The following is a 25123-nucleotide window of genomic DNA, read 5'->3' as shown; positions in this document are numbered from 1 at the left end:
GACTAACGTGAAAAAAATTAGCTTATTGCTAGCCAGTCTATGTGCCTTGTTTTTAGTGGCTTGTTCCAATCAAAAGCAGGCAGATGGCAAACTAAATATCGTGACAACCTTTTATCCTGTCTATGAATTTACCAAGCAAGTCGCAGGAGATACAGCTAATGTAGAACTCCTAATCGGTGCTGGTACAGAACCCCATGAATATGAACCGTCTGCCAAGGCAGTTGCCAAAATCCAAGACGCAGATACCTTCGTTTATGAAAATGAAAACATGGAAACATGGGTTCCTAAATTGCTAGATACTTTGGATAAGAAAAAAGTCAAAACCATCAAGGCGACAGGCGATATGTTGCTCTTGCCAGGTGGTGAGGAAGAAGAGGGCGACCATGACCATGGCGAAGAAGGCCATCACCATGAGTACGATCCCCATGTTTGGTTATCACCGGTTCGTGCCATTAAACTAGTAGAGCACATCCGTGATAGCTTATCAGCAGATTATCCGGATAAAAAAGAGACCTTTGAGAAGAATGCTGCTGCCTATATCGAAAAATTGCAATCCTTGGATAAGGCTTATGCAGAAGGCTTGTCTCAAGCCAAACAAAAGAGCTTTGTAACGCAACACGCAGCCTTTAACTACCTTGCCTTGGACTACGGTCTCAAGCAAGTATCAATCTCAGGACTCTCTCCAGATGCCGAGCCATCAGCTGCTCGTTTGGCAGAATTGACAGAGTACGTCAAGAAAAATAAAATTGCCTATATCTACTTTGAGGAAAACGCCTCACAAGCCCTTGCTAACACACTTTCAAAAGAGGCAGGTGTCAAAACTGATGTCCTCAATCCTTTAGAAAGTCTAACAGAAGAGGACACCAAGGCGGGAGAAAATTATATCTCTATCATGGAGAAAAACCTCAAAGCTTTGAAACAAACAACAGACCAAGAAGGCCCAGCAATCGAGCCTGAAAAGGCAGAGGATACCAAAACAGTTCAAAATGGTTACTTCGAAGATGCAGATGTCAAGGACCGCACCTTGAGTGACTATGCAGGTAACTGGCAATCAGTTTATCCTTTCCTTGAAGATGGCACGTTTGACCAAGTCTTTGACTATAAGGCTAAGTTGACTGGTAAGATGACTCAGGCTGAGTACAAGGCCTACTATACAAAAGGCTATCAGACAGATGTGACTAAGATTAATATCACTGATAACACTATGGAATTTGTTCAAGGTGGACAAAGTAAGAAATTCACCTACAAGTATGTTGGTAAGAAAATCTTGACTTACAAGAAAGGCAATCGTGGCGTGCGCTTCCTCTTTGAAGCCACAGATGCTGACGCTGGACAGTTCAAGTATGTTCAGTTTAGTGACCACAATATCGCCCCAGTTAAGGCAGAACATTTCCATATTTTCTTTGGAGGCACAAGCCAAGAAGCCCTCTTTGAAGAAATGGACAACTGGCCAACCTACTACCCAGATAACCTATCTGGACAAGAAATCGCTCAAGAAATGTTGGCGCATTGATGAGAAATCGACTAGTTCATAAGAGCTGGTCGGTTTTTGGGTACTAGATTGGGTTGGGTACTAGGTGGTAACTTCATTATATACCTTTCAGAACTTTAAAAAATAAATAAAACTGTTTAAATATCGGGGCTTGTATGTTGGAATGATTTTAATAGATAAGGTTCATTAGAACACCAAAGCCCTTAACTACTGCCATAGTTAAGGGCTTTTTTGACGTATCTTAGAGACTTAATGGGTGTTGATAGGCTAGTCACTCGGTCTACTCCTTACTATCTAGCAATCTTCAGACAAAATACAAGATAATTCCTGTGATAACGTCCGCTATAATAGTAATAGCGAGTTCTATGATAAGGCTCAGTAGTTTCAGCTCATCTCACGAACCGTAAGGAACGTAATCGGTAACCGATGACAAAAATAGTATACACATCAAATTTAGATTATCAACATTGATTAATGCTTGAACTATTGGAGTGCGGTTCACTTCAATGATGTTTTTTGTGAGTCTTTTAAAGGGATTAACCGTTACTTGTTTCGTTTCTGTGTCCACGACTTGTAAAGCTCAGATAGTATGTTGATAATCAACGGAGTTAGAGAGAACTAGCATGGTAGACCTAATTCTTTTACCAGTTGTTTTAGTAAGAGATTAGACGACAATGTGACAATTCACCTCTAATTATTGACATTTCAGGAAAAATCGCAGTAAAAACTGCACAGCCTTCTTTAAATGTGCTATAATACAGGAAAAATAATGATGGAGGTCACGATAATGGCAACATTTTTGATGATTTTTGTGGTGGTTTGTGTGCTCCTATTGGTGATAGTCACACTGAGTACAGTTTATGTGGTTCGTCAGCAGTCGGTGGCGATTATTGAACGCTTTGGGAAATACCAAAAGGTTGCCAATAGCGGTATTCATATTCGCTTGCCTTTTGGGATTGACTCGATTGCAGCGCGGATTCAGTTGCGCTTGTTGCAAAGTGATATTGTGGTTGAGACTAAGACTAAGGACAATGTGTTCGTGATGATGAATGTGGCGACTCAGTATCGTGTCAACGAGCAGAGCGTGACAGATGCTTACTATAAACTCATGCGTCCAGAATCTCAAATTAAATCTTATATCGAAGATGCCCTTCGCTCTTCTGTTCCAAAATTAACCTTGGATGAATTGTTTGAGAAAAAAGATGAGATTGCCCTTGAAGTTCAACACCAAGTAGCAGAAGAAATGACCACTTATGGCTACATTATCGTGAAGACCTTGATTACCAAGGTCGAACCAGATGCAGAAGTCAAGCAATCCATGAATGAAATCAATGCGGCACAACGTAAGCGGGTCGCAGCGCAAGAATTGGCGGAAGCCGATAAGATTAAAATCGTCACTGCAGCTGAAGCCGAAGCAGAAAAGGATCGCCTCCATGGTGTGGGGATTGCCCAACAGCGTAAGGCGATTGTGGATGGATTGGCAGAATCTATCACCGAACTCAAGGAAGCCAATGTTGGCATGACAGAAGAACAAATCATGTCCATCCTCTTGACCAACCAGTATTTGGACACTTTGAATACCTTTGCTTCTAAAGGAAATCAAACCATTTTTTTACCAAATACGCCAAATGGTGTGGATGATATCCGTACACAAATCTTGTCAGCCCTCCGCGCTGAGAAGAAATAATAGACTAAAGAGCTTGGAGTCAGGCTCTTTTTAGTGTTCGTGAGAGATAAGTTTTAGCTTAAGTAAGACTATTCACAAAAGTTACTAACAGGTTGTGGATAAGTGTGGATAATTTCTGATTATTTTAGTGATAATTCTTATTTGTGTGACCAATTTAGTAACTTTTGAGGACTATAAAGTAGTTTTAATTACTGCAACTCAAGAGTTATTCACAGATTGTGGATAACCTTGGGGATTGCAGATTTTTTATTATTTAGCGATGACTTGGCAACCAGCTGAGGGTAAAGGTTAGCTGTTCAGCTTTTAGGAGGTCTTGGTGTTGAATAGTTGATACGAGTGTTTTGTCTAGTCGGCATTCTTTTACAAAGTTGAAATGGCTGTGGTTTTGTTTAGTATGGATATCCAGCCATTTACCTTCTTTAGCCAGATAGACTCGGAGATGGTCAAAGAGAGGGATCCCGAGGTCATAGCTTGGTTTTCCTGGACAGGTCGGATAAAATCCGAGAGCTGACCAGATATACCAAGCCGAGAGACTACCGTTATCCTCATCACCAGGATAGGCTTGCCAGTTTGCATGAAAGGCTTTCTGACGGAGAGTCTTGATGAGAAGGGCAGTGTAGTCAGGGTAGTTGCTGTAGCGGAAGAGATAAGGAATATGGAAGCTAGGCTGGTTGGAAATAGCGACTTGTCCAAACGGAGCTGTAGCCATCTCGCTCATTTCGTGAATTTCGTAACCATAGCCTGTTGTCTCAAAGAGGGGAGCATCTTGACAGGTTTTCAAAAGATAGTTGCTAAAGGCTTCTTTTCCACCCATAAGTTGGATTAAGCCTGGGATGTCGTGGAGGACGCCTAAGGTTGCTTGGATGGCTGAACATTCGGCATAGTCGCGTCCCCAACTATAAGGAGAGAAGTCAGGGCGGAAGTTGCCTTGACTATCACGCGCTCGCATGTAACCTGTCTCAGCGTCAAATAGATGGCGGTAATTTTGTGATGCAGTCTTGTAGGTTTCAGCGATTTCTATTTTCCCTTGTTTTTCGGCACAGCTTGCGATACAAAAGTCACTATAGGCGTAGTCTAGGGTATGGCTAACACTTTCGTGGTGGTCGGTAGAGAGATAACCTAGTTTTTGGTATTGGGCTAGTCCGTGACGACCATTGATGCCGAGATGGTCGGTCTTGCTGGCTGTTTCAAGCATGGCTTGGAGGAGTTCTTCTTCCAAGTCGGGAGCCATTTCCTTGCAGGCGCTATCTGCGATAATGCCATCTAAAAGGGTGCCAGGCATCATGCCACGTTCATCTGGGGCCAGCCATTTTGGAAGGTAACCCGTATCGCGGTAGCTATTGAGGAAACCTTCTAAAAAGCGGTGATAGTGTTCAGGTATGATAAGGGCAAAGAGGGGGAAGGTGGTGCGGAAGGTATCCCAGAAACCATTGTTGCTGAAGAGGACACCGGGTTTGACAGTGCCAGTAGCCAAATCTATGTGGATGGCTTGCCCTGATTCATCAACCTCATAAAAAGTCTGGGGAAAGAGGAAGAGTCTGTAGAGGCAGTGGTCAAAAAAGGTTCGGTCAGCCTCTCCTATCTCTATAATGTCAAAACGATGTAGGAGATTTTCCCAATCCGCTTGGGCATTTGCTTTACAGCTATCAAAATCTTCTTGAGGTAGATTAAGCAGTGCTTGAGAAGGCGAGATGAAAGAAGTCGCTAGCTGAATCTCAGCAAGGCTATTTGCCAGGTCGATTCGCCAGTCTTCGCTTTCTCTGCTAACAGAAAGAATATCCGTCTTCATTTTTAGGGCAGTGAAGAGTATCAGTGGATTTTTATTGGTCTCAGTTTTTCCTTCTTGTCTTAGGCTCAGGGTCCGCTTATCTACTTGCTCCACGGTCAGTTCATCTGCTACGTGAAGATAGAGGGAGAGGGCTTTGCCTTGCTTTTGTTCCAAACGAATAGAAGCACCGTAGCAAGTCGGTGTGAGCTGGGTTTCAATCTGATAGCGCAGGGAGAAAATTTTTAGATAATGGGGTTGGAAAGAGGCATTATCCATATCATAGGAAGACTGACGATGAAAGAGGCTGTCTCCACCTAGCTGACCTGTGACAGGTGTCAGAAGGAGCCAAGAGTAGTCCCCAATCCAAGGGCTGGGCTGGTGGGTTAATCGAATCCCCTGAAAGATAGGCAGATGTGGATCGAAAAACCAAGATCCATCCTGGTCACTGGTCTGGGGTACAAAGTAATTCATCCCAAAAGGAACGCCTGTGTATGGTAGGGTATTTCCCCTAGAAAAGGCATACTTGCTGGCAGTTCCAAAGCGGGTATCAATGGTTTCAAGTAGTGGTTTCATAGTCTTTCCTTTAGCTGTTTTTCTACATTATATCAGAAAAAGAGGGCCTTTAGAAAAGGAGCTTCAAAGATAACTATTTTGTAGAAAAATGACTATCATTTGTGTATGTATTTTCTGTCTCAAAAGCTATATACTGAAAATGAAACTTGTTTGAAAGAGGACACTGCACGATGATTTATTCAAAAGAAATTGTTCGAGAATGGCTAGATGAAGTGGCAGAGCGGGCTAAGGACCATCCAGAGTGGGTGGATGTTTTCGAGCGTTGCTATACAGACACCTTGGACAATACGGTTGCAATCCTAGAAGATGGTTCAACTTTTGTCTTGACTGGGGATATTCCTGCTATGTGGCTTCGGGATTCGACAGCCCAACTCAGACCTTATCTGCATGTGGCTAAAAGGGATGCCCTCTTGCGTCAGACCATCTCAGGTTTGGTCAAACGTCAGATGACCTTGGTACTCAAGGATCCTTATGCCAATTCCTTCAACATCGAGGAAAACTGGAAGGGGCACCACGAGACAGACCATACCGACCTCAATGGCTGGATTTGGGAACGTAAGTACGAGGTGGACTCGCTTTGCTATCCTTTGCAGTTGGCTTATCTCCTCTGGAAAGAGACTGGTGAGACTAGCCAGTTTGATGAGACTTTTGTCGCAGCGACTAAGGAGATTCTCCATCTTTGGACGGTTGAACAAGACCATAACAACTCTCCTTATCGTTTTGTTCGAGATACGGACCGCAAGGAAGATACCTTGGTAAATGATGGCTTTGGCCCTGATTTTGCAGTGACAGGTATGACTTGGTCAGCCTTTCGTCCGAGTGATGATTGCTGTCAGTATAGTTACTTGATTCCGTCCAATATGTTTGCTGTAGTAGTCTTGGGTTATGTGCAAGAAATCTTTGCAGAATTGAATCTAGCTGATAGCGAGAGCATTATTGCTGATGCCAAGCGTCTTCGTGCTGAAATCCAAGAAGGAATTGAAAACTACGCCTACACCACCAACAGCAAGGGCGAAAAGATTTACGCCTTTGAAGTGGACGGTCTAGGAAATGCTAGCATCATGGATGATCCAAATGTACCAAGTCTGCTGGCTGCGCCCTATCTGGGCTACTGTTCGGTCGATGATGAAGTTTACCAAGCTACTCGTCGTACCATTCTGAGCCCTGAAAATCCCTACTTCTATCAAGGAGAATACGCTAGCGGTCTCGGGAGTTCTCACACCTTCTATCGCTATATCTGGCCCATTGCCCTTTCTATCCAAGGTTTGACAACAAGAGATAAGGCAGAGAAGAAATTCTTGCTGGATCAGCTGGTTGCTTGTGATGGGGGGACAGGTGTCATGCATGAAAGCTTCCACGTGGACGACCCAACTCTCTACTCTCGCGAATGGTTCTCTTGGGCTAATATGATGTTCTGTGAGTTGGTCTTGGATTACTTGGATATCCGCTAAGGAACACGCTTTAGCGCAACGGATTCTTGTCAGAATCACAATTTTACATTTAAAACGTTAACAATAAAAATTTAAATTTAGAATGAGGTTTTACTTCATGGAAAATGTTGTCGTACATATTATCTCACATAGTCACTGGGACCGTGAGTGGTACTTGCCTTTTGAAAGCCACCGTATGCAGTTGGTGGAATTGTTTGACAATCTCTTTGATCTTTTTGAAAATGACCCTGAGTTCAAGAGTTTCCATTTAGATGGTCAAACCATTGTGCTTGATGACTACTTGGAGATTCGTCCTGAAAATCGCGACAAAGTCCAACAGTACATCGACGAAGGAAAATTGAAAATTGGTCCTTTTTACATCTTGCAAGATGACTACTTGATTTCAAGTGAAGCAAATGTCCGTAATACTCTTATCGGTCAGCAGGAGGCTGCAAAATGGGGCAAATCAACTCAGGTTGGTTACTTCCCAGATACCTTTGGAAATATGGGGCAAGCGCCTCAAATCCTTCAAAAATCAGGCATTCATGTGGCCGCTTTTGGTCGTGGTGTGAAGCCGATTGGATTTGACAACCAAGTCCTCGAAGATGAGCAGTTTACTTCCCAGTTTTCAGAAATGTACTGGCAGGGTGCGGACGGAAGTCGTGTCCTGGGTATCCTCTTTGCCAACTGGTACAGTAATGGGAATGAAATTCCAGTTGATAAAGACGAGGCCTTGACCTTCTGGAAACAAAAACTGGCAGACGTGCGTGACTATGCTTCGACCAACCAGTGGTTGATGATGAACGGCTGTGACCATCAGCCTGTCCAGAAAAATTTGAGTGAAGCCATTCGTGTGGCAAATGAACTCTTCCCAGATGTAACCTTTGTTCATAGTTCTTTTGATGAATATGTCCAAGCCGTGGAAAGTGCCCTACCAGAGCAATTATCAACGGTTACAGGTGAGTTGACCAGTCAGGAAACAGACGGCTGGTACACACTTGCCAACACTTCTTCATCTCGTATTTATCTCAAACAAGCCTTCCAAGAAAATAGCAACCTCCTAGAGCAAGTTGTAGAACCCTTGACGATTATCACTGGGGGTCATAACCACAAGGACCAGTTGACCTATGCTTGGAAAACACTTTTGCAGAATGCGCCCCATGATAGTATCTGTGGCTGTAGCGTGGATGAAGTTCACCGCGAGATGGAGACACGTTTTGCCAAGGTCAATCAAGTCGGAAACTTTGTTAAGAGCAATCTTCTTAACGAGTGGAAGGGTAAAATTGCTACGGCTAAGGCTCAAAGTGACTATCTCTTTACTGTCATTAACACAGGCCTGCATGATAAGGTCGATACTGTCAGCACAGTGATTGATGTTGCGACTTGTGATTTCAAGGAATTGCACCCAACAGAAGGTTACAAGAAGATGGCTGCTCTTACCTTGCCAAGTTACCGTGTGGAGGACTTGGATGGTCGTCCTGTAGAGGCTAAAATCGAAGACCTTGGGGCTAATTTTGAGTATGATTTACCAAAAGACAAGTTCCGCCAAGCTCGTATCGCTCGACAAGTGCGCGTGACCATTCCAGTTCACCTAGCGTCGCTTTCTTGGACAACTTTCCAATTGCTGGAAGGAGAACAAGAACACCGTGACGGTATTTACCAAAACGGAGTGATTGATACACCATTTGTAACGGTAAGTGTGGATGACAACATCACAGTCTATGACAAGACAACTCACGAAGCCTATGAAGATTTTATCCGCTTCGAAGACCGTGGTGACATCGGAAACGAGTATATCTATTTCCAACCAAAAGGAACAGAGCCAATCTATGCAGAGCTTAAGGGCTACGAAGTCTTGGAAAACACAGCTCGCTATGCTAAAATCTTGCTCAAACATGAATTGACCGTGCCTGTCAGCGCAGATGAAAAACTAGAAGAAGAGCAAAAAGGCATCATCGAGTTTATGAAGCGTGAGGCTGGACGTTCAGAAGAGTTGACAAGCCTTCCTCTGGAAACTGAGATGACTGTCTTCGTTGATAATCCACAAATCCGTTGCAAGACTCGCTTTACCAACACTGCCAAAGACCACCGTATCCGTCTCTTGGTCAAGACTCATAACACGCGTCCAAGCAACGATTCTGAAAGCATCTATGAGGTGGTGATACGACCAAACAAACCAGCAGCTTCATGGGAAAATCCTGAAAATCCTCAACACCAACAGGCCTTTGTCAGTCTGTATGACGATGAAAAAGGGGTGACTGTATCCAATAAGGGATTGAATGAATACGAAATCCTTGGAGACGACACTATTGCAGTGACCATTCTGCGTGCGTCAGGTGAGCTGGGTGACTGGGGTTACTTCCCAACACCAGAAGCACAATGCTTGCGTGAGTTTGAAGTCGAGTTTGCGTTTGAATGCCACCAAGCCCAGGAACGCTTCTCAGCCTATCGTCGTGCCAAAGCCTTGCAGACACCGTTTACCAGCCTTCAGCTTGCTAGACAAGAAGGAAGCGTGGCTGCGACTGGTAGCCTCTTGAGCCATTCTGTTCTCAACATACCGCAAATCTGTCCAACAGCCTTTAAGGTAGCTGAAAATGAAGAAGGCTATGTTCTTCGTTACTACAATATGTGTAGTGAAAATGTACGTGTACCAGAAAGTCAACATCTCTTCCTTGACCTACTTGAACGACCATACCCCGTTCATAGAGGCCTCATTTCACCACAAGAGATTCGTACAGAATTCATCAAAAAAGAAGAAATTTAATTTCAAAAAGTAAACATAAAAAGAAAGGAGGGGCGAAAAAGTAAGGACTAACTGCTGATTCGCCCCTTTTTATGGTAAAAACAATGACCATTGCAACGATTGATATCGGAGGGACTGGGATTAAGTTTGCCAGTCTGACTCCTGATGGGAAAATACTAGATAAGACAAGCATTCCAACGCCTGAAAACTTGGAGGACTTACTAGCTTGGCTAGATCAACGTTTGTCAGAGCAGGATTACAGTGGGATTGCTATGAGCGTTCCAGGCGCGGTCAATCAAGAGACAGGTGTGATTGATGGCTTCAGTGCGGTGCCCTACATCCACGGATTTTCTTGGTATGAGGCGCTTAGTTCTTATCAGATTCCTGTCCATCTGGAAAATGATGCTAACTGCGTTGGACTCAGTGAATTACTAGCTCATCCAGAGCTTGAAAATGCAGCCTGTGTCGTGATTGGGACAGGGATTGGCGGAGCCATGATTATCAATGGTAGACTTCATCGAGGTCGCCACGGCCTGGGTGGAGAATTTGGCTACATGACCACCCTTGCCCCTGCTGAAAAGCTCAACAACTGGTCGCAACTAGCGTCAACTGGGAATATGGTGCGCTACGTGATTGAAAAATCTGGTCAGACTGATTGGGACGGTCGCAAGATTTACCAAGAAGCTAAAGAAGGTAATACCCTTTGTCAAGAAGCTATCGAGCGCATGAACCGTAATCTGGCGCAAGGCTTGCTCAATATCCAATATCTGATTGATCCAGATGTCATTAGCCTGGGAGGCTCTATCAGTCAAAATTCAGATTTTATTCAAGGTGTCAAGAAGGCTGTTGATAACTTTGTCGAGACCTACGAAGAATACACGATTGCGCCCATCATCCAAGCCTGCACCTATCATGCAGATGCTAATCTCTACGGGGCCCTTGTCAACTGGTTGCAGGAGGAAAACCAATGGTAAGATTTACAGGAATTAATTCCAAACAAACTCAGGCAATCGACTTGCTGACAAAGCATATCTCTCTGCCAGATGTAGAAGTGGCAGTCGCTCAATCTGACCAAGCTTCTATCTCTATCAAGGGTGAGGATGGTCACTATCAATTAACTTATGACAAACCTCACCAACTCTATCGCGCCTTGTCTTTGTTGGCAACAGTTCTAGCAGAAGGTGACAAAGTAGAGATTGCAGAGAAAGCAGCTTATGAAGATTTAGCCTACATGGCAGACTGTTCTCGAAATGCAGTGCTGAATGTGGCTTTTGCCAAGCAGATGATTGAGGTTTTGGCTCTCATGGGCTACTCAACCTTTGAGCTTTACATGGAAGACACCTACCAGATTGAAGGGCAACCTTACTTTGGCTATTTCCGTGGAGCCTACTCGGCTGAGGAATTGCAGGAAATCGAAGCCTATGCCCAGCAGTTTGACATGACCTTTGTTCCTTGCATCCAGACCTTGGCCCACTTGTCAGCCTTCGTAAAATGGGGTGTCAAAGAAGTGCAGGAGCTCCGTGATGTAGAGGACATTCTTCTTATCGGCGAAGAAAAGGTTTATGACCTGATTGATGGCATGTTTGCTACTCTATCTAAACTGAAGACTCGCAAGGTCAATATCGGGATGGACGAAGCCCACTTGGTTGGTTTGGGACGCTACTTGATTCTGAACGGTGTTGTGGATCGTAGTCTCCTCATGTGCCAACACTTGGAGCGCGTGCTGGATATTGCAGACAAATATGGTTTCCACTGCCAAATGTGGAGCGATATGTTCTTTAAACTTATGTCAACAGATGGCCAGTACGACCGTGATGTGGAAATTCCAGAAGAAACTCGTGTCTACCTAGACCGTCTCAAAGATCGTGTGACCTTGGTTTACTGGGACTATTATCAGGATAGCGAGGAAAAATACAACCGCAATTTCCGTAATCACCACAAGATTAGCCATGACCTTGCATTTGCAGGTGGTGCTTGGAAGTGGATTGGTTTCACACCCAATAACCATTTCAGCCGACTCATCGCTGTTGAGGCTAACAAGGCCTGTCGTGCCAATCAGATCAAAGAAGTCATTGTGACGGGTTGGGGGGACAATGGTGGGGAAACTGCCCAGTTTTCTATCCTACCAAGCTTGCAAATCTGGGCAGAACTCAGTTACCGTAATGACCTAGACCGTCTGTCTGCTCACTTCAAGACCAATACAGGTCTTTCGGTTGAGGATTTTATGCAGATTGACCTAGCCAACCTATTACCAGACCTACCAGACAATCTCAGTGGTATCAATCCCAACCGCTATGTCTTTTATCAGGATGTTCTCTGCCCGATTCTTGACCGACACATGACACCTGAACAGGATAAACCGCACTTCGCTCAGGCTGCTGAGACGCTCGCTGCCATTAAAGAAAAAGCTGGAAACTATGCCTATCTCTTTGAAACGCAGGCCCAGTTGAATGCTATTTTAAGTAGTAAAGTTGATGTGGGACGACGCATTCGTCAGGCCTACCAAGCAGATGATAAAGGAAGTCTGCAAGAAATCGCAAGGCAAGAATTACCAGAACTCAGAAGCCAAATTGAAGACTTCCATGCCCTCTTTAGCCACCAATGGCTGAAAGAAAACAAGGTCTTTGGTTTGGATACGGTCGATATCCGTATGGGCGGACTCTTGCAACGCATCAAGCGAGCAGAAAATCGCATCGAGGCTTATCTGGCTGGCCAGCTTGACCGTATTGATGAGTTAGAAGTGGAAATCCTGCCATTTACTGATTTTTACGTAGACAAGGACTTCGCAGCCACAACAGCCAACCAGTGGCATACTATTGCGACAGCTTCGACGATTTATACGACATAAAAAACAAGAACACCTTGCCTTGAGCAGGGTGTTTCTCGTGAAACATCCCTTTCTTCAAAAGTACTCCACATAAAATAATTTGTGGAGTTTTTTCTATAATTAGTAGTTTAACCTAACCTTCAAATAGGAGTATACTAATAATGTAATCGTTATCAAAAGTCTAAAAAGGAATTTTTAGATGGATATCAAAATAAAAAAGGGAGGAAATTATGAATAAGTTTTCAAAAACCTTGAGAGACAACTGGATCTTTCTCTTAATGGTTTTGCCAGGGGCACTCTGGTTGACTCTATTCTTCTACATTCCAGTATTTGGGAACGTGGTTGCCTTTAAAGACTACCACATGACCAGTAATGGATTTATAGATAGTATCGTGAATAGTAAATGGGTCGGACTCGATAATTTCAGATTCTTGTTTAGTTCAAAAGATGCCTTTATTATCACACGAAATACTGTCCTCTACAATCTCGGCTTTATCTTTATCGGTTTGATTGTATCTGTAGGGATTGCTATCATCCTCAGTGAACTCCGTTCTAAGAGAATGGTTAAGATTTTCCAAACTTCTATGTTGTTCCCTTACTTCTTGTCTTGGGTTATCATCAGTTTCTTTACAGATGCCTTCCTAAACATTGATAAAGGGGTATTCAACCATTTCCTAGAATCTATCGGAATGAAGGAAGTCAATTTCTACGCTGACTTGGGCATCTGGCCATATCTCCTACTTTTCCTAGGTATTTGGAAAGGTTTTGGATATAGCAGTGTCATGTACTATGCGACAATCATGGGAATTGATCCAACCTACTACGAAGCAGCGACAGTGGACGGAGCCAGCAAATGGCAACGAATTCGCAATGTAACCATTCCGCAGTTGACACCATTGGTAACTGTATTGACCATCCTTGCAGTCGGAAATATCTTTCGTGCAGACTTCGGTCTTTTCTACCAAATCCCCCACAATGCTGGTCAGCTTTATAACGTAACCAACGTCTTGGACGTATATGTTTATAATGGTTTGACTCAGACAGCAGATATCGGGATGGCTTCAGCGGCAGGTCTCTATCAATCAGTAGTCGGTTTGATTCTGGTTATCCTATCAAACTTACTGGCAAGACGAGTTGATCCAAACTCAGCCTTGTTCTAGAAAGGAGGAGAATATGGCAGAAAAGAAAATTAAAAAAGAAAAAATTGATAATGTCGGCATTCACTCCTTCAGTAAGAAAGCAGATATCTTCTTTAGTACCATTTCTGGTTTGGTTGCCCTCTCTTGTATCCTACCCTTTGTATTCGTTATCGTTATTTCGGTGACAGATGAAAAGAGTATCCTCCAAAATGGATATAGCTTCTTCCCATCTCAATTTGGCTTAGACGGTTTTGAGTTTTTGGCACAGTTTAAGGATAAAATCCTCCAAGCCCTCTTCATCTCAGTCTTTGTAACAGTGGTGGGGACTATCACAAACGTTTTTATCACAACAACTTATGCCTACGCTATTTCACGGACAACCTTTAAGTATCGCAGATTCTTTACGATTTTTGCCCTTCTTAGTATGTTGTTCAACGCTGGTTTGGTACCGGGCTATATCGTGGTAACTCGTTTACTTCAACTTGGTGATACAGTTTGGGCTTTGATTGTTCCAATGCTTCTCTCACCATTTAACATCATCTTGATGCGTTCCTTCTTCAAGAAGACCATTCCAGAAGCTATTCTAGAATCCGCTCGTATTGATGGTGCTAGTGAGGCCCGGATCTTCTTCCAAATCTGTTTGCCATTGTCACTACCAGGTATTGCAACCATCACGCTCTTGACAGCTCTTGGTTTCTGGAATGACTGGTTCAACGCCCTTCTTTACATCAAGAGTGACAACTTGTATCCATTGCAATATTTGCTCATGCAAATCCAACAAAATATGGACTACATCGCCAAAGCAGTCGGCCTGTCTGGTCAACTGGGAGTTGCTCTACCGAAAGAAACCGGACGTATGGCCATGGTTGTGGTGGCAACCCTTCCAATCGCGATTTTGTATCCATTCTTCCAACGCTACTTTGTAAAAGGTTTGACTATCGGTGGTGTGAAAGAATAGTGCTTGTTGAGAAAAATCATTTCTCATTTCCAAACTTCCCTTGCGTGAAGTTAAGATCATTACATTGTTTATAAGTTTAAAAATAAAAAAAAGGAGTTTTTGTCATGAAAAACTGGAAAAAATATGCTTTTGCATCTGCTAGCGTAGTCGCTTTGGCTGCTGGTCTCGCTGCTTGTGGAAACCTTTCAGGTAACAGCAAAAAAGCTGCTGACTCAGCTTCAGGTGAAAAAACTGTTATCAAAATGTACCAAATCGGTGACAAACCAGATAACTTAGATGAATTGCTAGAAAATGCTAACAAAATCATCGGTGAAAAAGTTGGTGCTAAATTGGATATCCAATATCTTGGATGGGGTGACTATGATAAGAAAATGTCAGTTATCACATCATCTGGTGAAAACTACGATATCGCCTTTGCATCTAACTATGTTGTAAATGCTCAAAAAGGTGCCTATGCTGACTTGACTGACTTGTATAAGAAAGAAGGGGCAGAGCTTTATAAAGCACTTGACCCAGCTTACATCAAAGGTAACAGCATTAACGGTAAAATTTACGCAGTTCCAGTTGCAGCCAACGTTGCATCATCTCAAAACTTCGCCTTCAACGGAACTCTTCTTGCTAAATACGGTATCGATATTTCAGGTGTCACTTCATATGAAACACTTGAACCAGTCTTGAAACAAATCAAAGAAAAAGCTCCAGATGTAGTGCCATTTGCGGTTACTAAGAACTTCATCCCATCTGATAACTTTGACTACCCAGTTCCAAATGGACTTCCATTCGTTATCGACCTTGAAGGGGACACTACTAAGATCGTAAACCGTTACGAAGTGCCTCGCTTTAAAGAACACTTGAAGACTCTTCACAAATTCTATGAAGCTGGATACATTCCAAAAGATGTAGCAACAAGCGATACTTCATTTGACCTTCAACAAGATACTTGGTTCGTTCGTGAAGAAACAGTAGGACCAGCTGACTATGGTAACAGCTTGCTTTCACGTGTTGCGAACAAAGATATCCAAATCAAACCAATCACTAACTTCATCAAGAAAAACCAAACAACACAAGTTGCTAACTTTGTCATCTCAAACAACTCTAAGAACAAAGAAAAATCAATGGAAGTGTTGAACCTCTTGAACACTAACCCAGAACTCTTGAACGGTCTTGTTTACGGTCCAGAAGGCAAGAACTGGGAAAAAATTGAAGGTAAAGAAAACCGTGTTCGTGTCCTTGATGGATACAAAGGAAACACTCACATGGGTGGATGGAACACAGGTAACAACTGGATTCTTTACATCAACGAAAACGTTACAGACCAACAAATCGAAGATTCTAAGAAACAATTGGCAGAAGCTAAAGAATCTCCAGCACTTGGATTCATCTTTAACACTGACAGTGTGAAATCTGAAATCTCAGCAATCTCTAACACAATGCAACAATTCGATACAGCTATCAACACTGGTACTGTAGACCCAGACAAAGCTATTCCAGAATTGATGGAAAAATTGAAATCTGAAGGTGCCTACGATAAAGTATTGAACGAAATGCAAAAACAATACGATGAATTCTTGAAAAACAAAAAATCATAAAATCAATTGATTTCGTGTATTCATTCCTAACTCCTAAAAACTGAATCACTGTTTTCCTCAGGTTGGTCTGGGGGAGGCAGTGATTTTTTGAAACGAGAGATCATAGATATCCATGTTTTTTATCACTATTTAACCATTCAGGAAATCTCAAGTACCATTTTGGATTTGGAGTAAGGATTTAGGAAAATATAGCTTATATTAGAGATGTTCCAAGTTTACAAAGGAGGGTTCACATGAAAAAGTATCAACTTCTATTCAAAATAAGTGCAGTCTTCTCTTACTTATTTTTCGTATTTGGTCTTTCTCAGCTGACGCTTATTGTCCAAAATTATTGGCAATTTTCTTCTCAGATAGGAAATTTTTTCTGGATTCGAAATATCTTGAGTGTGCTATTTAGCGGAGTCATGATTTGGATTCTGGTTAAGACAGGTCATGGTTATCTCTTTCACATTCCAAGAAAAAAATGGCTTTGGTATTCGATTTTGACAGTATTAGTGGTAGTGCTCCAGATCTCTTTTAACGTTCAGACAGCTAAACATGTTCAGTCAACTGCTGAAGGTTGGGCTGTATTGATAGGTTATAGTGAGACTAACTTTGCTGAGCTAGGTATCTATATAACTTTGTTCTTTCTGACTCCACTTATGGAAGAGCTAATCTATAGAGGATTACTGCAACACGCCTTTTTTAAGCATTCGAGATTTGGCCTTGATTTGCTTCTTCCGTCCATTTTATTTGCTCTTCCTCATTTTTCAAGCCTGCCTAGTTTGTTAGATATCTTCGTCTTTGCAACATCTGGCATCATCTTTGCTAGTTTGACCCGCTATACCAAGAGCATTTATCCTTCCTATGCGGTGCATGTGATTAATAATATTTTCGCGACATTACCATTTTTGCTGACTTTTTTACAGAGGGTGTTTGGGTAAATACTGACGCGAGAGTTAGGAATGATAGCTTTTCAATTTAAGGAGGGAAATAAGAATGACACCATTAAAATGGTTTGCAGGAGGAAGCGAAAGACGTTGTGAAGCCATGACTATCATAGATCATCTACTAGAAGACATAAAGGATACGCCTCAGCTGACTCCCTTGAAAAATCTGTTAGTGAGTTATAAAAGACGATTAGAGGACGATGGGACCTCTACTCCATTTATTTTGAGTCAAATGAATGTTGACATCTCACGTGTGTTGATTGATAATAAGCTGATGTTATCAGAAAATCAAGCTGAGCAGATCAAAAAATTGAGAGAATTATCTGCTATTCGCTATGGCTACTGATGAAGTACAGGGATAGGACTCTTTCTATAAATTTCCAGTCAAATAAATTGCATTCGTTTTCTTAAGCAGGTATACTAATATTGATAAATAAAAAATTCTGAAAATTTAAGAATAGAAAAGAGAACAAATCTTATGGCAAAAGATATTCGTGTCTTACTTTACTACCTTTACACTCCAATTGAAAATGCAGAGCAATTTGCTGCAGACCACTTGGCCTTCTGTAAATCAATCGGCCTTAAAGGCCGTATCCTAGTCGCTGACGAGGGAATTAACGGAACAGTTTCAGGTGATTATGAAACAACTCAAAAATACATGGACTACGTTCACAGCCTCCCAGGTATGGAAAATCTGTGGTTCAAGATTGACGAAGAAAATGAACAAGCCTTCAAGAAGATGTTTGTTCGCTACAAGAAAGAAATTGTCCACCTTGGTTTGGAAGACAATGACTTTGACAATGACATCAACCCACTTGAAACAACAGGTGCCTACTTGTCTCCAAAAGAGTTCAAAGAAGCCCTTCTTGACGAAGATACAGTTGTCCTTGACACACGTAACGATTACGAGTACGACCTAGGACATTTCCGTGGGGCTATCCGCCCGGACATTCGCAACTTCCGTGAGTTGCCACAATGGGTTCGTGATAACAAAGAAAAATTCATGGACAAGCGTGTTGTGGTTTACTGTACAGGTGGCGTTCGCTGTGAGAAATTCTCAGGCTGGATGGTCCGTGAAGGCTACAAAGATGTAGGCCAATTGCACGGAGGAATTGCAACTTACGGTAAAGACCCAGAAGTCCAAGGTGAACTTTGGGATGGGAAAATGTACGTCTTTGACGAGCGTATTGCCGTAGATGTTAACCATGTCAACCCAACTATCGTAGGGAAAGACTGGTTTGATGGAACACCATGTGAACGTTATGTCAACTGTGGAAATCCATTCTGTAACCGTCGTATCTTGACATCAGAAGAAAATGAAGACAAGTACCTTCGTGGATGCTCACACGAGTGCCGTGTTCACCCACGTAACCGCTATGTTTCAGAAAATGAATTGACACAAGCTGAAGTTGTCGAGCGCCTAGCCGCTATCGGTGAAAGCTTGGATCAAGCAGCTACTGTATAAGATCAAACAGTCCTCAGGGGCTGTTTTTCTATGCTTTTTACTCAAAAATCTAAAGTTTGTTTCTGTATCTTTCAGGAAAATAAGGTATACTATATGTAAACGATTTCGAAGGAGTTTAGTTATGGTGAAAATATTTTATATTCCAAATAAACAGAGCATTTTAGGAGAACAGGAAATTTTGACTGCCAAGTCCGTCTTGGCCTTGGTAGATGGTTTGGAGTCACATAGCTATGATGCCGTCTATCTCCGTCAGCCTCTTAACCGTCTCGAGTATATCGAGTGTGCGATAGTGGGGCAATCACAATTTCTTTTTAAAGTCAGTTATGCTGATGATCAAAAGGCTTACCGTGTCGATCTTCCTGACCTACTAACGAAGACAGACTGGGAAATCATCAAGTCATTTTTAGATGCTCTGCTTGCTTATACAGGAACTGAGATTGAAGGACTAGATGGTTTTGACTTTGAAGCTTATTTCCAAGCACGTATTCAAGCCTATTTAGCAGACACTGCAGCCCGTTTTACGATTTGCCAAGGAATTTTTAATCCTGTTTTATTTAGTCATGAGGACTTGAAAAGCTTTTTAGAGGTAGATGGTTTGGCACAGTTTGAAGCACGTGTACGTGCGGTTCAAGAGACTGATGCTTACTTTGCAAGAGTTTCCTTCTATCAGGATGGAGAAGGCCAAGTGCATGGTGTATACCATCTAGCTCAAGGAGTCAAGACTGTTTTACCGAGAGAACCATTTGTTCCTGCAGCCTATATGGAGCAATTGGTGGATAAGGAAGTGCAGTGGGAGATTGACTTGGTTCAAATCACAGGAGATGGCTCTAAACCAGAAGACTATGAAGCCATTGCCCGCTTGGACTATGCAAAATTCCTTGAGGTACTACCGTCAGAACTTTACCACCAACTAGATGCCAATCAATTAGAAGTACAACCCATCTTAGAAAAAGATTTTAAAACATTAGCACAAGAAGAGTAAAGCAGAAGCAGGTCAATTGACTTGCTTTTTGATATAGAAAAAATCCTGCCATGGATGACAGGATTGAATCTTAAAGAAAGGCCAAGATACGAAGATAATCTCCAATCAGTGCCACTTCAGCTACAAAGAAGAGGAGGATAATGACTCCGTTCACAAGGACAGACAAGAATAATTGATAGAAGGAGTCAGTTTCACTTGCTTGACTAGGTCTTGTAATGATATGAAGGCTAGCAAGCAGAATGATTCCAATGCTAATCACACACAAGAGGGCTGTAAATCGTAGGCTATCAAAGAAGGCAAAGAAACTAGCAATAGCAGTGAGGATGATTGGAATTGCCAAGAGTTGACTATATTGTTGGAGAACCTTTTCTAGGGTCCAGTCAGTTTCTTGGTGGATAAATCGTCTCACCACGAAACTACCCAAGAGGAATGAAAAGAAGAAGAGTGTTGTTGCTACTAGGATAGAGATAATCGAAAAGAGATTTAATGAAGCAAATTGTTCAGGGAAGTGGCTGTTGATAGTTGCTATATGTCCATAGTAGGCTTGTTTGATGTGGTAGATACTAAAGAAAAAGGAAGATGCAGAAAACAGAATGAGCAAAAGAAAGGCTGTGTAACTGTGTGTGCTACTTGTTTCAAGACTGCTTGTAGGAGATTTGATTGCTTCCACTAGCCAAGACCAAAAATCAAGCGCTTGCTCTTTCCATCTATCCGTAGATTTTGGAGCTTGGTCGGGGATATAGGGACTTTCTAAGGATTGACTGATAAGAAGGGGCTCTTTCGTGGTTGGTTTTTGCTGAGGAAGTGCTTCTTGACTCTCTTCAGCTATAGTGACTTTTTCTGTTTCTTTAGAAATGTCTGACTCTTCTTCAGTAGAACTGGATGCCTTCTTTTCTTCTATTTCTGTTCTCGCTTCACTGTCTTCAGGAGTTTCAATTTTCTCTTCTTGCTGGTTTTCTAGTTCGGCTTCAGCTTGAGAGACTTCCTCCTCTAACTGAGTATTTTCTTCAATTGGTGTATCGAGATCGGCTATCCTTTCTTCAGCCTTGTCTGCAACATCTTGGGACTGTTCATCAGGTTTGTTCTTGCTTGTTGCTTTTACAAAATCATTACTTTCAAACCATTCTTGTTTCATGGTAGAACCTCCTTTTTAGTTAGGTAAATATGCTTCCATAGTAGCAGATGTAAGCGCTTTTGTCAACGTCTGATTGGTGTGGATACTAGAGTGATATCATTATCAGCTCTAGCAATGAGTTGATCCTTGACACCAGCTTTTTCAGTTTTGTAAGGGTTGCTTAATTCTGTGTATTTTGATCCAGGTTTTTCTCTTGTGGCTTGTAAGATAGAACCATAGTTACTTGAGATGTCCCAATTAATTCGTTGGCTTTCTTTTTGCGTCAGAGTGATTGAGAGATGGTCTTTAGAAGTTAATTCCACCTTGCCGTGAACTTGGATATTTTCAGCGTGGAAGTGATGTTCTGTTGACTCTAGCTGACTATCTGTAAGGTCTGTATCAAAGATATTGATAATATTTGGTGTTGTGAGTTTACTGTTTTTGATACGACTTCCTTCAATTCGGAGGAGATAGCTATTATTGGTATTGATGGTCGCATTTTCAAGACTAGCATTAGTGATACTGGTTTGACCGCGATTTGCTGAGATGTTGATCCCTTTTAGACTTCTTCCCTTTGGAACTTGGAGAATAACTTCATTAAAACGACTAGAGTAGCTACTTGCGATATGGAGAATCCCGCCAATTCCAGAAGAGAGAAATGGAGTTTCAGACAGTTTTTTATCCGTTAGGCTCAGCGTTTTATCGTTCTGATTTGTGATAAGATCATGGTTAGCAGAAATAGATGGATGGTAAGAAATGTGGATTTGATCATCGAAAGAGTCTGTGATGGTCAGCGCGTGTTGGTGGAGAGTAATCTCTAGGTTTTCGACTTCCTTGCCAAAGGTCAACTCTTCCATCCGACTATCATAGACAGGCTCCTTGGACATGGCAAGTAGGCTCTTAATCCCGTCAGATTGGATGCCTACAAAAAGCAAGATAAAGCCGATAACGGTAGTCACCACACCAAAAATGAGAAATCCTTTTGTCCATTTACGCATGCTGGTCACCTCTCTTTCCTTTTTTAAGAACAAATTGCACCAGGCGAACAATGAGTAGGCCGAAGAAGCGGGCTACATAGGAAATGCCTAGTAAGACCAGAGACGAAGCACCGATGGCCAGTAAACCAGAACCGAAAATCAAGATAAAGGCTGATTTAGCTTGGGCGAGGACAGTGAAACTTTCAACTAAAAATAGAAATCCGCCGATGATACCAAGTATGGAAACTGCAAAGAAAGCCAGAATGACAGTCAAAGCAGCCACAAGAATTCCGAACAGAGCCACGAGGATGGCGATTCCCAGAGGAATACCGATGGGTGCTGCAAGGAGGGCTAACAAGGCGATATGTAAAATTTGTCGGTTATTTTTTTGAGCGGGCGCTTCATTGATTTTTTTATCGAGAAGATTGGAGAGAACTTCGTGGGCTGCTTCTTTGGGAGTTCCCAAGCTAGCGATGAGTTCTTCTTCTCCTTCGACTCCAGCATCATCAAAGAGTTCCCTGAAATAGTCCATGGCTTCAATTTGGTCAGCCTGAGGCAGTTTTTTGAGATAGAGTTCTAGCTGAGTCAGGTATTCAGTTCTTGTCATGGCGGATACTCCCTTCTATGATGCCATTGATGGTGTCTGTATAAAGTGCCCATTCATCTTTTAGGGTCACGAGCTGTTCTATACCACCATTTGTCAAGGAGTAGTATTTGCGCATGCGACCTTGGAACTCTCTAGAATAGGTTGTCAGAAAGCTATTGCCCTCCAATTTTTTGAGAATGGGATAGAGTGTAGATTCTTTGATATTAGCGATCAGCTTAATGGTTTGGCTAATCTCATAACCATAAGAATCATCCTGCTCCAGTACGGCCAAGATGAGAAATTCAATCAAGGCAGAGGATGTTGGAAAGTACATGGGAAACCTCCTTTTCTAATATGTAAGATTTTTATATATAATTTTTCTACACATACATTGTACATCTAAAAGAAAGCCCTGTCAAGAAAAATGTGTAAAATTTTTATATATAAAAAACTCCTAGTAAAAACTAGAAGTTTAGAGGATTTTATTAGCTCTGTCCACTGTAAAGAGGGCCACAGTCATCAGGATATCGACGAGTAAGAGAGCAGCTACAGCTGGTACCCAAGAGTGGAAGAGGTCAAAACTGTAACCAAAGAGAGTCGGTCCAAAGGCTGCCAGGATATAGCCTCCTGTTTGAGATAGACCGGACAATTGGGCTGTCTTTTCAGGAGCGCTTGTCTTGAGTGAAAAGTTGACCATGAGATAAGGGAAGAGGGCGCTTGTTGCGGTTCCGATGAGGAGATGGATGGCAAGCCAGTAAATGAAATTATTGATCGGGAAAAAGAGCATGGAAATGCCGACCACACCAGCTAGTGAAACCAGAGTGAGCATGAGCTGACGGTTGCGAGTAGACAAGCTGGTTGTCAGGCTTGGGATGGTCATTGAAAAAGGAATGCTAATCAGAGAAAAGATAGATGTCAGCAAGCCAGCTTCGTGACTGGATAGGCCTGCGTGGATAGCCATGGTAGGTAGCCAGGTCATAGCGGTGTAAAAGAGCAAGGATTGAAAACCGGCAAAGACAATCACTGCCCAGACTTGTTTATTACGCATGACCTTTGTTTTGCTTTTTTGTTTGGTTTGTAGAGCCAGTCTGTGATTATAGCGGTGATTTGGCAGCCAGACCAAAAAAGTTGCTAGACAGAGCAGGGTGAGGAGGATGATAAGTCCTTTCCAAGAACTGGCTTGTGTAATAGGCACAGCTAGATAGGAAGCCAGAGCCGTCGCAATCCCCATAGAGGTTACATATAAGGTGGTCAGAAAACCAATCTTCTTTGGTTGATTGGCTTGGATGAGACTAGGAAGCAGCACATTGATGACTGCGATACTTGCCCCAACCATCAAGGTTCCTAGATAGAGCAGGGGCAGATTGATTAGTCGAATCAGAGAGCCAATGGTCAAGAAGAAGAGGCTGTAGGTAAAGAGATGCTCTAAGCCAATTTTCTGAGCCAGTCGGGTAGAAAAGAGCGAGAAGAGGGTAAACATGAGGAGAGGAAGGCTGGTCAAGACACCAAGCGAACTAACTTCTACTCCCAGCCCTTGCGAAATATCTCCCAAAATAATGGGTAAAACAGTAAAAGGAGTCCGCAAGGAAACACCAATCAGGATAATACCTGGAACAAAAAAGAGTGATTGCTTTTTCATATATTACCTCTTCTAGCTGATTTTAATAACAGCTTATTTTAAGGTTTTTTCCCTATAATGTCAAGTAAGGTTTCTGGCTTTCAAGATAAAAATGGGAAAGTCTTGAAAATTATGATAAAATAGTGGAAGGAAAAATTCAGGAGAGTAGTAGTGACTCAAAATGTTGACAGTCTTCTCGTATCCATTGTAATCAGTGCATACAATGAAGAAAAATATTTGCCTGGTCTAATTGAAGACTTAAAAAATCAAACCTATCCTAAAGAGAATATTGAAATTCTATTTATAAATGCTATGTCTACGGATGGGACCACAGCTATCATTCAGGAATTTATAAAGGAAGATATAGAGTTTAACTCAATTAGATTGTATAACAATCCTAAGAAAAATCAAGCTAGTGGTTTTAACTTGGGCGTTAAACATTCTGTAGGAGATCTTATTTTAAAAATTGATGCCCATTCAAAAGTTACTGAGAGTTTTGTAATGAACAATGTGGCTGTTATTCAACAAGGTGAATCTGTTTGTGGGGGACCTAGACCGACGATTGTTGAAGAAAAGGGAAAATGGGCAGAGATCCTGCATCTTGTTGAGGAAAATATGTTTGGTAGTAGCATTGCCAATTACCGAAATAGTTCTGAGGATAGATATGTTTCTTCCATTTTTCATGGGATGTATAAACGAGAGGTTTTCCAGAAGGTCGGTTTAGTAAATGAGCAACTTGGACGAACTGAAGATAATGATATTCATTATAGAATTCGAGAGCATGGTTATAAAATCCGTTATAGCCCAAGTATTCTATCTTATCAGTATATTCGACCAACATTCAAGAAAATGTTGCATCAAAAATATTCAAATGGTTTGTGGATTGGCTTGACAACACATGTTCAGCCTAAGTGTTTATCACTATTTCACTATGTCCCTTGTTTATTTGTTTTGAGTCTTGTGTTTAGTCTAGTATTGTTACCGATCACATTCGTATTCATAACTTTACTATTAGGTGCCTATTTTCTACTTTTGTCATTACTCACTTTGCTGACTTTATTAAAACATAAAAATGGATTTCTAATTGTGATGCCCTTTCTTTTATTTTCCATTCACTTTGCTTATGGCCTTGGGACGATTGTAGGTTTAATTAGAGGATTTAAATGGAAGAAGAAGTACAAGAGAACAGTAATTTATTTGGAAAAATAAGCCAAATAAATTAAAATATGCTACAATAACAATATAG

The 25123-nt window shown here is 42.0% G+C and carries 20 protein-coding genes; 14 read left to right on the top strand and 6 right to left on the bottom strand.

Features of this window, described 5'->3' with window-relative positions:
- The first annotated feature begins 7 nt into the window (after positions 1-7).
- The gene (gene adcA, locus N8M95_RS04715; protein ID WP_261116706.1) at positions 8-1513 is read left to right on the top strand and encodes a zinc ABC transporter substrate-binding lipoprotein AdcA; all 1506 of its coding nucleotides are present in this window, start codon (positions 8-10) and stop codon (positions 1511-1513) included.
- Positions 1514-2294: 781 nt separating this feature from the next.
- Complete coding sequence (locus N8M95_RS04710; protein ID WP_004235732.1) at positions 2295-3179, top strand: SPFH domain-containing protein; 885 nt, start codon at positions 2295-2297, stop codon at positions 3177-3179.
- 253 nt (positions 3180-3432) lie between these two features.
- On the opposite strand, the gene N8M95_RS04705 is transcribed toward N8M95_RS04710, so the two are convergent.
- On the bottom strand, positions 3433-5520 hold the full coding sequence (locus N8M95_RS04705; RefSeq protein WP_261116705.1) for a GH92 family glycosyl hydrolase: 2088 nt from the start codon (positions 5518-5520) through the stop codon (positions 3433-3435).
- Between the two features lie 170 nt (positions 5521-5690).
- Here N8M95_RS04705 and N8M95_RS04700 point away from each other — a divergent pair, with 170 nt between their 5' ends.
- From N8M95_RS04700 to N8M95_RS04650, 11 genes are all read left to right on the top strand, one after another.
- Complete coding sequence (locus N8M95_RS04700) at positions 5691-6971, top strand: glycoside hydrolase family 125 protein (protein ID WP_261116704.1); 1281 nt, start codon at positions 5691-5693, stop codon at positions 6969-6971.
- Between the two features lie 97 nt (positions 6972-7068).
- Entirely contained in the window at positions 7069-9714 is a 2646-nt protein-coding gene (locus N8M95_RS04695) for an alpha-mannosidase (protein WP_261116703.1), read from the top strand.
- Between the two features lie 83 nt (positions 9715-9797).
- Positions 9798-10667 carry an ROK family protein gene (locus N8M95_RS04690; RefSeq protein WP_261116702.1) on the top strand — a complete coding sequence of 290 codons (870 nt, stop codon included), beginning with the start codon at positions 9798-9800 and terminating at the stop codon, positions 10665-10667.
- Complete coding sequence (locus N8M95_RS04685; RefSeq protein WP_261116701.1) at positions 10661-12541, top strand: beta-N-acetylhexosaminidase; 1881 nt, start codon at positions 10661-10663, stop codon at positions 12539-12541. Before N8M95_RS04690 ends, N8M95_RS04685 begins: the two co-directional genes overlap by 7 nt.
- 209 nt (positions 12542-12750) lie before the next feature.
- Positions 12751-13680, top strand: coding sequence for an ABC transporter permease (locus N8M95_RS04680; protein WP_049515574.1), 930 nt, complete (start codon positions 12751-12753; stop codon positions 13678-13680).
- Positions 13681-13693: 13 nt separating this feature from the next.
- The gene (locus tag N8M95_RS04675; RefSeq protein WP_000818353.1) at positions 13694-14617 is read left to right on the top strand and encodes a carbohydrate ABC transporter permease; all 924 of its coding nucleotides are present in this window, start codon (positions 13694-13696) and stop codon (positions 14615-14617) included.
- 104 nt (positions 14618-14721) lie between these two features.
- Positions 14722-16206: an ABC transporter substrate-binding protein gene (locus N8M95_RS04670; RefSeq protein ID WP_084950670.1), complete on the top strand. Its 1485-nt coding sequence runs from the start codon at positions 14722-14724 to the stop codon at positions 16204-16206.
- 233 nt (positions 16207-16439) lie between these two features.
- The gene (locus tag N8M95_RS04665) at positions 16440-17129 is read left to right on the top strand and encodes a CPBP family intramembrane glutamic endopeptidase (RefSeq protein WP_261116700.1); all 690 of its coding nucleotides are present in this window, start codon (positions 16440-16442) and stop codon (positions 17127-17129) included.
- Positions 17130-17184: 55 nt separating this feature from the next.
- Complete coding sequence (locus N8M95_RS04660; protein WP_261116699.1) at positions 17185-17481, top strand: bacteriocin immunity protein; 297 nt, start codon at positions 17185-17187, stop codon at positions 17479-17481.
- A gap of 132 nt (positions 17482-17613) precedes the next feature.
- On the top strand, positions 17614-18600 hold the full coding sequence (gene trhO / locus N8M95_RS04655) for an oxygen-dependent tRNA uridine(34) hydroxylase TrhO (protein ID WP_001030035.1): 987 nt from the start codon (positions 17614-17616) through the stop codon (positions 18598-18600).
- 121 nt (positions 18601-18721) lie between these two features.
- Positions 18722-19582 carry a DUF4299 family protein gene (locus tag N8M95_RS04650; protein WP_033682463.1) on the top strand — a complete coding sequence of 287 codons (861 nt, stop codon included), beginning with the start codon at positions 18722-18724 and terminating at the stop codon, positions 19580-19582.
- 70 nt (positions 19583-19652) lie between these two features.
- Here N8M95_RS04650 and N8M95_RS04645 read toward each other — a convergent pair whose 3' ends face one another.
- From N8M95_RS04645 to N8M95_RS04625, 5 genes are all read right to left on the bottom strand, one after another.
- A complete protein-coding gene (locus tag N8M95_RS04645; protein ID WP_261116698.1) occupies positions 19653-20717 on the bottom strand; it encodes a DUF6574 domain-containing protein in 1065 nt (354 codons plus the stop codon).
- Positions 20718-20779: 62 nt separating this feature from the next.
- Entirely contained in the window at positions 20780-21694 is a 915-nt protein-coding gene (locus N8M95_RS04640; protein ID WP_261116697.1) for a DUF4097 family beta strand repeat-containing protein, read from the bottom strand.
- Positions 21687-22280 carry a DUF1700 domain-containing protein gene (locus N8M95_RS04635; protein WP_020902112.1) on the bottom strand — a complete coding sequence of 198 codons (594 nt, stop codon included), beginning with the start codon at positions 22278-22280 and terminating at the stop codon, positions 21687-21689. The genes N8M95_RS04640 and N8M95_RS04635 overlap by 8 nt, the downstream gene beginning before the upstream one ends.
- The gene (locus N8M95_RS04630; RefSeq protein ID WP_000273858.1) at positions 22267-22593 is read right to left on the bottom strand and encodes a PadR family transcriptional regulator; all 327 of its coding nucleotides are present in this window, start codon (positions 22591-22593) and stop codon (positions 22267-22269) included. Before N8M95_RS04630 ends, N8M95_RS04635 begins: the two co-directional genes overlap by 14 nt.
- Positions 22594-22731: 138 nt before the next feature.
- Complete coding sequence (locus tag N8M95_RS04625; RefSeq protein ID WP_261116696.1) at positions 22732-23898, bottom strand: CynX/NimT family MFS transporter; 1167 nt, start codon at positions 23896-23898, stop codon at positions 22732-22734.
- 150 nt (positions 23899-24048) lie between these two features.
- On the opposite strand from N8M95_RS04625, the gene N8M95_RS04620 reads away from it, so the two are divergent.
- Positions 24049-25086 carry a glycosyltransferase family 2 protein gene (locus N8M95_RS04620; protein WP_390897289.1) on the top strand — a complete coding sequence of 346 codons (1038 nt, stop codon included), beginning with the start codon at positions 24049-24051 and terminating at the stop codon, positions 25084-25086.
- Positions 25087-25123: the final 37 nt, after the last annotated feature.

The organism is Streptococcus mitis (assembly GCF_946190325.1).
Taxonomy (GTDB): Bacteria; Bacillota; Bacilli; order Lactobacillales; family Streptococcaceae; genus Streptococcus; species Streptococcus mitis_CF.
The sequence above is the reverse complement of the archived record's forward strand: the minus strand, read 5'-3'. Positions and strand labels throughout refer to the sequence as shown.

What these genes read in the sequence shown, in the direction of transcription:
- N8M95_RS04670 (WP_084950670.1), top strand. Translation starts at nt 14,722, where the DNA reads ATGAAAAACTGGAAAAAATATGCTTTTGCATCTGCTAGCGTAGTCGCT.
- N8M95_RS04625 (WP_261116696.1), bottom strand. Translation starts at nt 23,898, where the DNA reads ATGAAAAAGCAATCACTCTTTTTTGTTCCAGGTATTATCCTGATTGGT.
- N8M95_RS04630 (WP_000273858.1), bottom strand. Translation starts at nt 22,593, where the DNA reads ATGTACTTTCCAACATCCTCTGCCTTGATTGAATTTCTCATCTTGGCC.
- N8M95_RS04650 (WP_033682463.1), top strand. Translation starts at nt 18,722, where the DNA reads ATGGTGAAAATATTTTATATTCCAAATAAACAGAGCATTTTAGGAGAA.
- N8M95_RS04675 (WP_000818353.1), top strand. Translation starts at nt 13,694, where the DNA reads ATGGCAGAAAAGAAAATTAAAAAAGAAAAAATTGATAATGTCGGCATT.
- N8M95_RS04700 (WP_261116704.1), top strand. Translation starts at nt 5,691, where the DNA reads ATGATTTATTCAAAAGAAATTGTTCGAGAATGGCTAGATGAAGTGGCA.
- N8M95_RS04695 (WP_261116703.1), top strand. Translation starts at nt 7,069, where the DNA reads ATGGAAAATGTTGTCGTACATATTATCTCACATAGTCACTGGGACCGT.
- N8M95_RS04660 (WP_261116699.1), top strand. Translation starts at nt 17,185, where the DNA reads ATGACACCATTAAAATGGTTTGCAGGAGGAAGCGAAAGACGTTGTGAA.
- N8M95_RS04705 (WP_261116705.1), bottom strand. Translation starts at nt 5,520, where the DNA reads ATGAAACCACTACTTGAAACCATTGATACCCGCTTTGGAACTGCCAGC.
- N8M95_RS04690 (WP_261116702.1), top strand. Translation starts at nt 9,798, where the DNA reads ATGACCATTGCAACGATTGATATCGGAGGGACTGGGATTAAGTTTGCC.
- N8M95_RS04635 (WP_020902112.1), bottom strand. Translation starts at nt 22,280, where the DNA reads ATGACAAGAACTGAATACCTGACTCAGCTAGAACTCTATCTCAAAAAA.
- N8M95_RS04685 (WP_261116701.1), top strand. Translation starts at nt 10,661, where the DNA reads ATGGTAAGATTTACAGGAATTAATTCCAAACAAACTCAGGCAATCGAC.
- trhO (WP_001030035.1), top strand. Translation starts at nt 17,614, where the DNA reads ATGGCAAAAGATATTCGTGTCTTACTTTACTACCTTTACACTCCAATT.
- N8M95_RS04645 (WP_261116698.1), bottom strand. Translation starts at nt 20,717, where the DNA reads ATGAAACAAGAATGGTTTGAAAGTAATGATTTTGTAAAAGCAACAAGC.
- N8M95_RS04710 (WP_004235732.1), top strand. Translation starts at nt 2,295, where the DNA reads ATGATTTTTGTGGTGGTTTGTGTGCTCCTATTGGTGATAGTCACACTG.
- N8M95_RS04665 (WP_261116700.1), top strand. Translation starts at nt 16,440, where the DNA reads ATGAAAAAGTATCAACTTCTATTCAAAATAAGTGCAGTCTTCTCTTAC.
- N8M95_RS04640 (WP_261116697.1), bottom strand. Translation starts at nt 21,694, where the DNA reads ATGCGTAAATGGACAAAAGGATTTCTCATTTTTGGTGTGGTGACTACC.
- N8M95_RS04680 (WP_049515574.1), top strand. Translation starts at nt 12,751, where the DNA reads ATGAATAAGTTTTCAAAAACCTTGAGAGACAACTGGATCTTTCTCTTA.